Origin of the sequence: Pantoea sp. App145 (assembly GCF_047947045.1) — a bacterium.
Classification (GTDB): Bacteria; Pseudomonadota; Gammaproteobacteria; order Enterobacterales; family Enterobacteriaceae; genus Pantoea.
In genome coordinates, this window is sequence record NZ_CP133291.1 from 549,504 (window position 1) to 561,901 (window position 12,398).

Consider the following 12,398-nt stretch of genomic DNA (forward strand, 5'->3'; position numbering starts at 1 on the left):
TTATGACTGAAAATGTAATCTCACGTAACCCCACCAATGGTGAAACCCTAGCGACATATCCGCTGCAAACGCCTGCTGAACTGGAAAACGCACTGCAACAAAGTGCACAGGCTTTCAACCAGTGGCGTAACAGAACATTGGATCAGCGAGTGCTGGTTCTGCGCCAATTAGCAGAACAGATCCGTCAGCGTCAGGATGAGCTGGCCACCATGGCGACTCTGGAAATGGGTAAACCTGTTGCTCAGGCACGCGCTGAAGTACTGAAATGCGCCAACCTGTGTGACTGGTATGCTGAACATGGCCCGGCGATGCTGGCCGACAAACCGACGCTGGTGGAAAATCAGCAGGCATGGCAGGCATTTCGTCCGCTTGGCGTGATCCTGGCGGTCATGCCGTGGAACTTCCCATACTGGCAGGTACTGCGTGGAGCAGTAAGCATGTTGCTGGCAGGAAATACTTACCTGCTGAAACATGCCCCCAGCGTAATGGGTTGTGCCAACCTGATTACCAGCCTCTTTGATGCGACCGACCTGCCCAAAGGCGCTTTTAACGTCATCAATGTTGATAACGATGGCGTCTCGGTAGCGATAAAAGATCCGCGCGTTGCTGCAGTTGCCGTTACCGGCAGCGTGCGTGCAGGAGGCGCAATTGCCGCACAGGCGGGTGCTGTACTGAAGAAAACCGTGCTGGAACTGGGTGGTGCCGATCCTTTTATCGTTCTCGCTGATGCAGATCTGGACGCTGCAGTGGCTTCAGCGGTCACAGGACGCTACCAGAACACCGGACAGGTATGCATGGCGGCCAAACGGTTCATCATTGAAGAAAGCGTCTCTCAAGCCTTTGAGGCGCGTTTTAGCGCAGCGGTGCAAGCACTGAAAATCGGTGATCCGCTGGATGAAGCAACCTACATTGGTCCGATGGCGCGTTACGATCTGCGTGATGAACTGGATAAGCAGGTGCAGCAGAGCATTGCAGAGGGTGCGCGTCTGGTCATCGGTGGTCATAAGATCGAAGGTGTGGGTAACTACTATGCGCCGACGATCCTGGCAGATGTGACACCGACAATGACGGCATTCCAGCAGGAGATCTTTGGCCCGGTTGCCGCGATCACCATTGCTCGTAATGCAGAGCATGCCTTAGAGCTGGCAAACAACAGCGAGTTTGGCCTCAGCGCCACCGTCTGGAGCGGTAATGAAGCAGTCGCTAGTGAACTGGCCAGCAAACTGGAAACCGGCGCAGTCTTCATCAACGGCAACGGTGCTTCCGATCCACGTGTAGCGATTGGCGGCGTGAAGAAAAGTGGTTATGGCCGCGAGTTATCCAGCTTTGGTGTTTACGAGTTCTGTAATATCCAGACGGTATGGAAAAATCGTCGCTAACTTAACCGGGGCACGTGATACTACGTGCCCTTACTTAGCAACCGTCAATGCATATGAACACACCGGGCATCATCATCCTTGCTGCGGGCCTGGGGGCACGGTTTACCCGTGCCGGAGGGCAGGGCAATAAACTGCTGGCACCACAGGAAAACCGGCAACCTCTGCTGGCGCTGACGTTGCAACAGGCACAGGCTTCCGGCTTGCCTTTGCTGCTGGTAACACGTCCTGAATATCACGCGATCCTTGCACTTGCGGAGCAATACCGGGTTCCTGCTATCACCGTTGCCAGTGAAGGCAGTGGCGAAAGCATTGCGGCGGCAGTACGGGAAACGCGAGCCTGGTCAGGCTGGCTGATTCAACCGGGTGATATGGCATGGGTAACGGCACAGGATCATCAACGCGTAGCGAGTCTACTTACCGCAGGAGCGCAACAGGTGCGTCTGTGTTGGGATCAACTGCCTGGGCACCCGGTAGGCTTTGCGGCACGTTATGGTGAGGCACTGAGTCAGCTTAGTGGTGATAATGGCGCACGCGCCTTGCTGGATCCGACGATTCTGCAAAAAATCGGTGCGCACGCCGGGGTGATTCGTGATGCGGATCTTCCCGGTACTACAAACCATTCCTGACACGAACAATATCTGCCAGCGTCGCGAGGGCGATTTCTCCCGGCGTTTTGCTGCCAATCGGCAAACCGATCGGCGCATGAATCCGTGCCAGCGCCTGTTCGGGTAATCCCCCCAGTTCTGCCAGGCGCTGAAAACGGCGCTGGCTATTCTTCGCCGACCCCATGGCACCAATATAAAACGCTGGTGTATTGACCGCTTCCATCAGCGTCAAATCATCGACGCGTGGATCATGGGTAAGACAAAGGATCGCTGTTCCCGCCGAAGCACCCGATTTTTCCAGATATCGCGCCGGATGCTGGCGAAAACAATGCAAATTATCAGCAGGTTGTACGGCTGCGCATAACTGGTCGAATTCGGCATCGCGATGTTCACACACTACCACGCGGAAACCGAGCATCAGCGCCAGACGAATACAATCGTTCGCCACCGCTGAATAACCCGCGATAAACACCGTGGTCACGGCACCAACCGGCAATACCGCACTGTTATCGTCATAGCGCAGCAATGTTTGCGGCGTACCAGGAGCCAGAATCTGCCATTCATGCTCGACCCCCAGCGTGATATAGCGCGTCAGCAACGAGCCACCACTGAGCGCGGTCTGCATGGCACTCAGTAACGCCAGCGAGCGTTCCTGTGGCGCAATACATTCCACCAGCACATCCAGGATGCCGCCGCAGGGCAGCTGTACCGGAGGTGCCAGTCCTTCGGCTCCGTAACGCACCTGTTCACTTGGCTGCGAATACGCTCCCTGTTGCAGCCGCATCAGGAAATCCTCCTCAATGCAGCCGCCCGAAAGTGACCCCACCCAGTTGCCTTGCGCGTCAGCCACCAGCATGGCGCCGGGTGAGCGGGGGGCAGACCCCCAGCTATGCAGCACGGTACATAGCCAGATGGTCTTGTCCTGTTGCAGCCACTGCAATGCCTGGTCGATAACGCGTTGATCGAGTGACAACATAAACTTCCTCCGCGTTAGTGGCTGCTGGGATTAGCGCGTACCTGCGCCACTTTTTCCGTTAAGTCAGTCCAGGCTGGCTGGTCCGGGGCATAACGCTGGCGCAGATAGGCCGCAATATCCGCCACCTGTTTATCCGACAAACTGGCAGCAAAGCCCGGCATATAACCGAGTGCATCGGTTGCGGGCTTGTCGATGCCATGCAGCACCACCTGCAACAGATTATCGGGTGTCGCGCTGGTCAGGCTGCTGCTGTTGGCCATAGCCGGACTCACGCCAAACAGCTTCGGTCCACCTTCGCTGGCGCTGTGACACGCCTGACACGCACCTTTGAACAATCGTTCCCCGGCAGCAGTGTTCCATGCCGGTTTGATTAACGGCTGCGGCACAGGCTCAGGCATGGCTGTCTGACCATTAATATCCGCCAGATAACCCGCCATCGCCCGCACATCCGCTTCCGGCAGCGTAGCCAGATGGCTTACCACCGGTGCCATTGGCCCGGCAGCAACCCCATGTTTATCGTCATAACCATTCCGCAGATAGTTATAGAGCGAATCCGCTGTCCAGGGTTGTGGCGCTTTGCTGAGCTGATTCAGTGCTGGCGCTTCCCAGCCATCAACCCAGCCACCCGCGAGGAACTGGTCGCCGGATTTTTCCGCTCCCATCAGGTTACGCGGGGAGTGGCAGGCACCACAGTGACCGGCCCCGTTGACCAGATAGGCCCCGCGATTCCATTCGGCGCTTTTAGCCGGATCGTTCTGATATTCACCACTGCGCAGATACAGCGTATTCCAGCCCGCCATCAGGAAACGCATATTGAACGGGAACCGCATGTCATTGGGCGGCGGCGTCTGTTCAACGGCAGGCTGCGACATCAGGTACGCATACAATGCCTGCATATCTTCTTCGCTTAACTGGCGGAAAGAGGTGTAGGGAAACGCCGGATAGAGATGATGACCGTCACGGCTGATGCCCTGGCGCATAGCGCGATCGAAGGCGGTAAAAGACCAGCTACCAATGCCCGTTTGTTTATCCGGGGTGATATTGGTGGTGTAGAGGGCACCAAACGGCGTATCCATCTTCAGGCCACCGGCGTTGGTGGCTCCGCCCTCGGTGGTGTGGCACACCGCGCAATCACCGGCAGCGGCCACCTGACGACCGCGCTCCAGCATCTCCATTGACCAGCTACCCGCCTGCGGTGGGGTGACCGGCGCGATAGCGGCACGCCAGGGCAGGGCATTGGTGGCGATGCCGATCGCTGCACCGAGTAAACCCGCCGCACCACCAAAGGCCCATTTACGGCGGCGGGTGGATTTTTTGCGTTGCGGCGCGGGCAATGCGGGTTCGGGTTGCGGGTCCGGTCCGTTCAGTGCCTGGCGCAGTTTGTCCGAGGTGATGGGCAACTCGCGAAAGCGGATCCCGGTGGCGTCAAACACCGCGTTGGCTATGGCGGCCGCGCTGGGAACCGAAGCGGATTCCCCGGCACCGAGCGGAGGCTCATACGGGCGTGGCATCATCATCACATCGATATCCGGCACTTCCGGGAAAGTGAGGATCGGATAACCCCCCCATTCCTGGCTGGCGATCATATTGCTTTCAATCGTCACCTGTTCTTTCAGCACACGGCTGGTGGACTGGATAACGTTGCCGTGGATCTGGTGCTTCACCCCGGCAGGATTAACCATCATGCCCGCATCGTGACCAACGGTTATGCGCGTCACGGCAATTTCGCCGCTCTGCTTATCGATAGCCACATCGGCCACCCAGGCGGCCCAGGCCGCGCCAAAGCCGGGGAATTTACTGTGGATATAACGCGCATAGGCGAAGCCGCGACCGCGTAACACGCCGGGTTCGCTGGTGTTTTGCATCGGTTCGGTACGTGGCGTCCAGCCTGCACGGTCGGCGGTGGAGCGGATCAACTCAGCGGCGCGTTCATCCTGGATATAACGCAGCCGGTATTCGACCGGATCGACGCCTGCCGCGTGCGCCAGTTCATCCATATAGGATTCGTGGGCGAAGGTATTTGGCAATGCCGACACGCCACGCATCCATGATGCGCGCACAGTCGGAGCCATATCCTCGATGGTGACGCGCATATGCGGAAAGTCGTAAGGTGGGATCGAGGTGCGATCGCCCATCTCGTACGCCAGTGCTACCGGGTCAACGCGTCCGGTCAGCAACAGCGCCAGGGTGGGGGCACCGTTGGAAGGGTAGGAAGTGGTGAAGTCGTAAACATGCGGGTTACCCTCAGCATCGAGGCCGCCATCCACATCCATCAACTGGGCAGTGCCTTTCGGCTCCCAGACGTGTTCCTGCGCGCGCGTCAGCTGCACGCGCACCGGCTTACCGACGGCACGGGAAAGCAGTGCGGCATCCGCTGCCACATCATCCGCGCAGTTGCGACCATAACAACCGGCCGCCTCCATGCGGTTCACCTCGATATCACTTTCCGGGATTTCGAACAGCCAGGCGAGGTCAGCACGCAGCAGATGAGGATTCTGGGTACCGCTCCAGACCTGCAAACCCACCTCGTCATAAGCAGCCACCGCACAAGACGGGCCAATCGAGCCATGCAGCTGATACGGCCAGACGTAGTTGCGGGTAAAGCGCTGCGTAACGTTCTCCAGCGCCGTATCAACCTCGCCGGTATCATGCACCACACGCGAGGTGCGGGGGTTATCGCGAATCGCTTTCTCGATGTCACGCATATCCGGCAGCATATGCTCCCAGGGCTTCCAGCGAACTTTCAGGGTTTCCATCGCGACGATGGCCTGATCTTCGCGTTCCGCCACCACGCCAACAAAGTCAGCGATTTGCACCACTTTGACGATACCGTCGAGATGGGCAATGGAACTGTCATCAATGCTTAGCAGCGAAGTGCCAACAAACTGTCCGGTGTCATACCCGGCATAGGGCGGGCGGATCACCCGACCATGTAGCATCCCCGGCAGGCGCATATCATGCACCCAGGTCAGTTCGCCGGTGGCTTTGGCTGGGATATCGACACGCTGTGAGCTGGTGCCGACTAAGCGATATTCACTGGCGGGCTTTAGCGGCACATCGTCAGCAATAGGTAACTGGCAGCGCTGCCCGTTGACCAGCTGCGCGAAGCTCAGGGTGGTGCCATCTGCCAGGCGAAACTCCCCGGCATCCAGGGTTAATGCATCAGCCGTGACCTGCAAACGCGCTGCTGCCTGCCGGGTCAGCCACTGGCGCGCAACGGCGGCGGCTTTACGCAACGGAACGGCGGAAATCTGTAAGGTGGCGCTGGCAATGGTCGCTCCCTGATTTGGGACGCGGAGCGTATCGCCCAGCACCATCTGCACCTGATCCATGCGCAGATTCAGTTCTTCCGCAACGATTTGCGTCAACGCGGTTTTCACCCCAGTGCCGAGATCAACATGGCCGTTAAACGCCCAGACGTTGCCCGCACCATCAATGGCAAGAAACAACGCCAGTTCTTTCGGTTTCAGGCTCGGCGTTTGTCCTTTTGGCACCAGGCCAGGCGGGGGCTGAATCTCATCAACGATCAGCAACACATTATTGGCATCCAGCAACTGCTGCTGGGTGGGGACAGCGGCATGACTCATTGCTGTGCCTCCGCCTGCTGTAAACAGAGTTGTACCGCACGTTTCACCGCACAGAGGATTTCCTGATGGGTGCCGCAGCGACACAGGTTGCCACTCAGTGCGGAGCGGATTTGCTGGTCACTGGGGCAGGGGAGATCGCGCAACAGCGCGGCGGTGGTCATGATCATGCCATTCAGGCAATAGCCGCATTGTGCGGCCTGTTCATCAATAAACGCCTGTTGCACCGGATGCAGCGAGTCACGGCTTCCCAACCCTTCAAGGGTGGTCACCGCGCGCTGCCGCACGCCATACGCCGGAATGACGCAGGAACGTGCCGCAACGCCATCGATCATCACGGTGCAGGCACCGCATTCGCCGAGACCGCAGCCATACTTCGGACCGTTAAGCGACAATTCATTACGCAATACCAGTAATAACGAGGTATCGCGGTAGCTGGTAACTTCCCTTTCTTCGCCATTAACCTTCAATGAATAACAGCGTAAACCTGCAGGTGAAACCGGTGTGGCAGACTGTTGTGCCATCATTTTCATTATTGACCGCCTTACCGAGGCGGCTCACTCGCCCCGGGTTATGGCTGGCTCGTGTCGTCCAGCATTTTCCTGAGCAGATAAACCAGCGCGACTCGTTCGGCTGGGTTTAACTGCCCATACGTCATTTCAGTGATGCGAACCGCGTTATCGGTGGTGTGCTGAATCAGCGTCTGTCCGGACTCGGTCAGCATCACAATTACTTTGCGCTTGTCAGTCGGATCGGGACCGAGGCTGACCAGATCGCGGGCTTTTAAGCGTTCAACCACGCCGCGAATGGTGGCCTGATCGACAGCGGTGTAACGTACCAGGTCGTTCTGCGCACTGGGACCGTGGTCGCGCAGCGCACAGAGGGTAATAAATTGCACCGCCGTAATCTGTGAATCACCCACATGTTGCTGAAAAATCGCCACATGACGCTGGTAAACTTTGCGCAGCAGATGGCCAACCTGTTGGGTGTAGTCGTAATTGTCTTCCGCTGAGGAAGTATGGTCGTGTGACATAAAAAGGTCCTTTTTCCCGGATACTGCCAGGCAGTGTAATGCATTGTCACTGCGCTGACAGCCGCTCCCTGCGCAAGATTAACGCGCGCGTGAGGCTTCCGGTGCCACCACTTCGCCTTCGGCCACCACCAGCAGATCGTCAACTTTGATATCGCAATGGCGCAGAGCGATATCCATATGGCAAGGCGTTTTGCGTTTGCCGCCGACTTCGGTGTTCGGCCCGGTGGAGAACAGGAAATTGCCGTAAAATGCGCGGGCATCCATGCACATGCCATCGTTTTTGTCGTGCAGCCCCATCGCTGTCCACTGCGCACGCGGCTGCAATCCCCAGCCAATATGCGAAATGCCGTACACTTCCGGATCGTTGAAGTAGCCCATGTAATCGCGCAGATATTCCGCTTCAAAGCCACCGTGGATCTTCGTCACAAAACCTTTTTCAATTTCCAGCGTGATACGTTCACGGGCATAGGATTTGAACGGCAGCAGGATGTCGCCCACCTCCAGTACCAGCACCCCTTCCGCCTGATCTTCATTCGGCCAGGTGAACAGGAAACCGCTCGGCCAGTGGTCCCAGCGGCCGGGTTCATCGGCATAACCGTATTCTGTCACCGTCGGGTACTGCCCCAGCGGTGCACGAAAATCGCTACCCGCCTGCGATTTCACCGTCATCATGCGCGCTTTCTCCAGCACCGCCGCAGCGGCCAGCACACGCGTTTTGTCCTCTTCGGTTGGCAACATTCGTGCCAACACTTCCGGCGGTTCAACAGCCAGCAGGATACGCGTACCGGTTTTCAGGATTTGCTCCTGCTCTGGCGAGTGCAGCAGCATCATGGTATCGACAATCAGGTCCGCCGCTTCCAGCGCTCGCTGGGCCGCGATGTTGCCGGTCAGCGCGGTATCACCGCAGTAGGCGGTCATATCGTTACCCATCGCTGTGGGGTGGTTAAACGACGGCAGTTCAACGCAATACACTTTTGCGCCCAATCGTAGTGCAGCGTCGGTCGCAGCCTGCACAGTGCGTGCATCAGAATAGTGACTTTTCAGAATAGCGACGCTCTGGGTGGCATCGACTTTCGACAGACGTAATACCTGCTCAAACATCTGTCCTAACTGACTCTGATTTACAGCCATTGTGGGTTCCTCTCAGGTTAGATGCCAGATGATATCTGGTGGTTAAAAATTCATCTTTTTATAGCGAATACGCTCGATATATTTGTTATAGACGTGTTGCGAAGAAGAGTGCAAGCATTTCTTTTTGTCATAAGAAAAGCCTATTTAACGCAGTACCAATGCTGTGATTAACATCATGACATGCAGTTTTCACCACAATAATCATTGCAATTCACAAAAAAATAACGCCAATAATTATAGTGTACACACTCAATAATTTGAGCCGGAGTCGAAACGGATACCGCAGGTGTACCTTCAAATCAGCGTGAGTTTTGAGAGGAAAATATGAGCAATATGAAACGCATCGCCATCGTCGGCGCAGGCCTTGGCGGCCTCGCAGCGGGTTCGCTGTTACAAAAAGCGGGCTTCAATGTGCAGGTTTATGAACAGAGTCCGGCGTTTTCCCGTCTCGGGGCAGGTATCCATATGGGGCCGAACGTCCTCAAGGTGTTCCGCCGTATGGGGATCGAGCAGCAGCTGGAAGATCTGGCGTCACATCCGGACTTCTGGTTCAGCCGCGACGGTGAAACCGGGGAGTACCTGTCACGCATTCCGCTGGGGGAGTTTGCCCGCAAAGAGTACGGCGCGGCTTATGTCACGGTGCATCGCGGGGATTTGCAGGCGATGCAGATGACCAGCCTGGAGCCAGGTACGGTGCACTTCGGCAAGTGCCTCAGCAGCGTTGAAGACAGCGGCAGCGATGTGGTGTTGCGTTTCCAGGACGGCAGCGAAGAACGTGCCGATATCGTGATTGGTGCCGACGGCATCAACTCAAAACTGCGTGAACACCTGCTTGGCGCAGAAGCGCCGACCTACAGCGGCTGGGTGGCGCACCGCGCGCTGATCCGTGGCGAACAGCTGCGCAAATACAACCTCAATTTCGAAGATTGCGTGAAGTGGTGGTCGGAAGATCGTCACCTGATGGTTTACTACACCACCAAATCACGCGATGAGTATTACTACGTTTCCGGGGTGCCGCATCCGGCGTGGGATTTCAAAGGCAGCTTTGTCGACAGCAGCCAGCAGGAGATGCTGGACACCTTCGGCCATTACCATCCGGTGGTGCAGGCGCTGATCGAATGCAGTGAAAACGTCACCAAATGGCCACTGCTGAATCGCCAGCCGCTGCCGGTGTGGAGTGAAGGGCGCATCGTATTGCTGGGTGACGCCTGCCATCCGATGAAGCCGCATATGGCGCAGGGTGCGGCGATGGCGATCGAAGATGCGGCGATGCTGGCTCGCTGCCTGACTGAAACCGGTCTGGAGGATTACAGCACCGCGTTCCGTCTGTATGAAGTCAACCGTAAAGAACGTGCTTCACGCGTACAATCCGTCTCCAACGCCAACACCTTCCTGCGTACTCAGGAAGATCCGGCCTGGGTTTACGGCTATGACGTCTTTGCCGCACCGCTGAAAAGCGAGGGGGCGTGATGAGCACGTTTATCAGTGGTGGACAGGTGCAGGCGAACGGCATTCGCCAGCATTACCTGCGCTACGGTGGTAAAGGCCCGACGCTGATTCTGGTGCCTGGCATCACCAGCCCGGCCATTACCTGGGGTTTTGTCGCAGAGGTATTGGGTCAGCAGTTTGATACCTGGGTGCTGGATGTGCGCGGGCGTGGCTTATCCAGCAGCGGTGAAGGGCTTGATTACGGTACCGAAAGCTGTGCCGATGATATCAACGCCTTTGCCAGCGCGCTGGGTCTGACGCAGTACCATCTGGTCGGTCATTCCATGGGGGCGCGTTTTATTATGCGCGCGGCCGTCAAGCAGCCTGATGGCGTGTTATCGCTGTCGCTGATTGATCCGCCGGTATCGGGACCGGGGCGTCGTCTCTATCCCGGGCAGTGGCCGTGGTATCAGGACTCGATCCGCGAGGCGGAGCAGGGCATGGACGCGGAAGCGATGAAGAAATATTGTCCGACCTGGACCGAAGAACAACGTCAGCTACGGGCGGAATGGCTGCATACCTGTTATGAACCGGCGATTCGTCGTGCCTATGACGATTTTCATCAACTCGATATCCATCAATATTTCCGTCAATTGCCCGCCAAAACCCTGCTGATGGTGGCAGGCAAGGGCGGGGTGATCCTGCCGGAAGATGAGGCAGAGATCCGCGAACTGCTGCCAACCATCGAGATTGTTCACGTTGAAAACGCCGGGCATATGATCCCGTGGGATGATTTTCCTGGCTTCTTTGCCGCCTTTGGTTCTTTCCTCGGCGCAACCCTGCAACCGGAGGCCCAGCCATGAGCCGTCAATATCGTATCGGCCAGATTGTGCCGAGTTCAAACATCACCATGGAAACGGAAATCCCGGCCATGTTACAGGCGCGTCAACTGATTCGCCCGGAGCGTTTTACTTTTCATTCCAGCCGTATGCGCATGAAACACGTCAATAAAGATGAGCTGGCGGCGATGGATAAGGAGTCGGACCGTTGCGCGCTGGAACTGTCGGACGCACAGGTTGATGTGCTCGGCTATGCCTGTCTGGTGGCGATCATGGCGATGGGTCCGGGTTATCACCGCCAGTCACAGCAACGTCTGACGGCTGTTACGCGGGAAAACGATGCGCTGGCCCCGGTGATCACTAGCGCCGGTGCGCTGGTGGATGCGCTGCACATCATGGGTGCGAAAAAAATCGCGCTGGTGGCACCTTATATGAAGCCGCTGACTGAGCTGGTGGTGGATTACATTCAGCGCGAAGGCGTTGAAGTCAAAGTCTGGCGAGCGCTGGAAATTGCCGATAATCTCGCGGTCGCCCGTCACGATCCCAGCAATTTGCCGGGCATTGTTGCTGATATGCCGCTTGATGACGTGGATGTTGTGGTGCTGTCGGCCTGTGTACAAATGCCTTCCCTGCCAGCGGTTGCCAAAGTGGAAGCGCAAACCGGTAAACCGGTGATCACCGCCGCGATCGCCACCACCTACGCGATGCTCAAGGCGCTGGAGCTGGAACCGGTGGTACCCGGAGCCGGTGCGTTGCTGTCCGGAGCCTGGTAAGGAGAAACGTGATGACACAAAGCGCCAGTGACAATTACGCCGGTGTCTGGGGCAACCGTATTGGTTTTGGCAAGCGTCCCGCGCTGCTGATGATCGATTTTCTGCAAGGCTACACCACCGAGGGCGCGCCTTTATTTGCGCCGGGCGTGGTGGAGGCGGTGCGGGAATCAGAAGCACTGCTGGCGACGGCGCGCCGTTGCGGCATTCCGGTGATCCATACCCAGATTCGTTATCATCCACAGCACCAGCGTGACGGCGGTATCTGGGTGCAGAAAGCGCCGGTGATGCGCGACATGGTGGAAGGCAATCCGCTGGCGGCGTTCTGCCCGGAAGTGCTGCCGTTGCCGGAGGAAGTGGTGATCACCAAGCAATATGCCAGCGCTTTCTTTGGCACCGCACTGGCATCGCTGCTGGTGACGGAAGGCATCGATACCCTGATCATCGCCGGTTGTTCCACCAGCGGCTGCGTACGCGCCAGCGCCGTGGACGCTCTGCAATACGGCTTTCGTGCCATGGTGGTACGTGAATGCGTCGGCGATCGCCACGCAGCCCCGCATGAAGCCAACCTGTTTGACATCGACAGTAAGTACGGCGATGTGGTGTCCAAAGCCACCACGCTGGAATATCTCGGACAGTTCAGCGCCCGTTAA

11 protein-coding genes are annotated in these 12,398 nt (G+C 57.4%); 6 read left to right on the forward strand and 5 right to left on the reverse strand.

Annotation, left to right across the window (positions count from 1 at the left end; all coding sequences use genetic code 11):
- The first annotated feature begins 2 nt into the window (after positions 1–2).
- Entirely contained in the window at positions 3–1,379 is a 1,377-nt protein-coding gene (locus RCF31_RS22280) for an aldehyde dehydrogenase family protein (protein ID WP_416413445.1), read from the forward strand.
- Positions 1,380–1,426: 47 nt separating this feature from the next.
- Positions 1,427–2,005 (forward strand): nucleotidyltransferase family protein, encoded by a 579-nt coding sequence (locus RCF31_RS22285; protein WP_416413446.1) that lies wholly within the window; start codon positions 1,427–1,429, stop codon positions 2,003–2,005.
- Here the strand turns inward: RCF31_RS22285 and RCF31_RS22290 are convergent.
- The 5 genes from RCF31_RS22290 to RCF31_RS22310 all read right to left on the reverse strand — a co-directional run bounded on the left by RCF31_RS22290 (position 1,989) and on the right by RCF31_RS22310 (position 8,708).
- Positions 1,989–2,960, reverse strand: coding sequence for an XdhC family protein (locus tag RCF31_RS22290; RefSeq protein WP_416413448.1), 972 nt, complete (start codon positions 2,958–2,960; stop codon positions 1,989–1,991). The two genes, RCF31_RS22285 and RCF31_RS22290, sit on opposite strands and share 17 nt — an antisense overlap.
- 14 nt (positions 2,961–2,974) lie before the next feature.
- On the reverse strand, positions 2,975–6,547 hold the full coding sequence (locus tag RCF31_RS22295) for a molybdopterin cofactor-binding domain-containing protein (protein WP_416413450.1): 3,573 nt from the start codon (positions 6,545–6,547) through the stop codon (positions 2,975–2,977).
- Positions 6,544–7,071 (reverse strand): (2Fe-2S)-binding protein, encoded by a 528-nt coding sequence (locus tag RCF31_RS22300; protein WP_416413796.1) that lies wholly within the window; start codon positions 7,069–7,071, stop codon positions 6,544–6,546. The genes RCF31_RS22295 and RCF31_RS22300 overlap by 4 nt, the downstream gene beginning before the upstream one ends.
- Positions 7,072–7,115: 44 nt before the next feature.
- Entirely contained in the window at positions 7,116–7,577 is a 462-nt protein-coding gene (locus tag RCF31_RS22305) for a MarR family winged helix-turn-helix transcriptional regulator (protein ID WP_084881182.1), read from the reverse strand.
- 78 nt (positions 7,578–7,655) lie between these two features.
- Positions 7,656–8,708: a 2,5-dihydroxypyridine 5,6-dioxygenase gene (locus tag RCF31_RS22310; RefSeq protein WP_299450472.1), complete on the reverse strand. Its 1,053-nt coding sequence runs from the start codon at positions 8,706–8,708 to the stop codon at positions 7,656–7,658.
- A 324-nt stretch (positions 8,709–9,032) separates the two neighbouring features.
- On the opposite strand from RCF31_RS22310, the gene RCF31_RS22315 reads away from it, so the two are divergent.
- From RCF31_RS22315 to RCF31_RS22330, 4 genes are read left to right on the forward strand one after another with little or no spacing between them, the layout of a single operon-like run.
- A complete protein-coding gene (locus RCF31_RS22315) occupies positions 9,033–10,178 on the forward strand; it encodes an FAD-dependent monooxygenase (protein WP_299450475.1) in 1,146 nt (381 codons plus the stop codon).
- Positions 10,178–10,999 (forward strand): alpha/beta fold hydrolase, encoded by an 822-nt coding sequence (locus tag RCF31_RS22320; RefSeq protein WP_416413452.1) that lies wholly within the window; start codon positions 10,178–10,180, stop codon positions 10,997–10,999. Before RCF31_RS22315 ends, RCF31_RS22320 begins: the two co-directional genes overlap by 1 nt.
- The gene (locus RCF31_RS22325) at positions 10,996–11,748 is read left to right on the forward strand and encodes an Asp/Glu racemase (RefSeq protein ID WP_313683182.1); all 753 of its coding nucleotides are present in this window, start codon (positions 10,996–10,998) and stop codon (positions 11,746–11,748) included. Before RCF31_RS22320 ends, RCF31_RS22325 begins: the two co-directional genes overlap by 4 nt.
- Positions 11,749–11,759: 11 nt before the next feature.
- Positions 11,760–12,398, forward strand: a complete 639-nt coding sequence (locus tag RCF31_RS22330) for an N-carbamoylsarcosine amidohydrolase (protein ID WP_084881187.1) — start codon at positions 11,760–11,762, stop codon at positions 12,396–12,398.

Bases quoted from the DNA above. Each gene is read 5' to 3' on its own strand.
- RCF31_RS22295 (WP_416413450.1), bottom strand. From the start codon at position 6,547: ATGAGTCATGCCGCTGTCCCCACCCAGCAGCAGTTGCTGGATGCCAAT.
- RCF31_RS22315 (WP_299450475.1), top strand. From the start codon at position 9,033: ATGAGCAATATGAAACGCATCGCCATCGTCGGCGCAGGCCTTGGCGGC.
- RCF31_RS22320 (WP_416413452.1), top strand. From the start codon at position 10,178: ATGAGCACGTTTATCAGTGGTGGACAGGTGCAGGCGAACGGCATTCGC.
- RCF31_RS22325 (WP_313683182.1), top strand. From the start codon at position 10,996: ATGAGCCGTCAATATCGTATCGGCCAGATTGTGCCGAGTTCAAACATC.
- RCF31_RS22300 (WP_416413796.1), bottom strand. From the start codon at position 7,071: ATGATGGCACAACAGTCTGCCACACCGGTTTCACCTGCAGGTTTACGC.
- RCF31_RS22330 (WP_084881187.1), top strand. From the start codon at position 11,760: ATGACACAAAGCGCCAGTGACAATTACGCCGGTGTCTGGGGCAACCGT.
- RCF31_RS22290 (WP_416413448.1), bottom strand. From the start codon at position 2,960: ATGTTGTCACTCGATCAACGCGTTATCGACCAGGCATTGCAGTGGCTG.
- RCF31_RS22310 (WP_299450472.1), bottom strand. From the start codon at position 8,708: ATGGCTGTAAATCAGAGTCAGTTAGGACAGATGTTTGAGCAGGTATTA.
- RCF31_RS22285 (WP_416413446.1), top strand. From the start codon at position 1,427: ATGCATATGAACACACCGGGCATCATCATCCTTGCTGCGGGCCTGGGG.
- RCF31_RS22305 (WP_084881182.1), bottom strand. From the start codon at position 7,577: ATGTCACACGACCATACTTCCTCAGCGGAAGACAATTACGACTACACC.
- RCF31_RS22280 (WP_416413445.1), top strand. From the start codon at position 3: ATGACTGAAAATGTAATCTCACGTAACCCCACCAATGGTGAAACCCTA.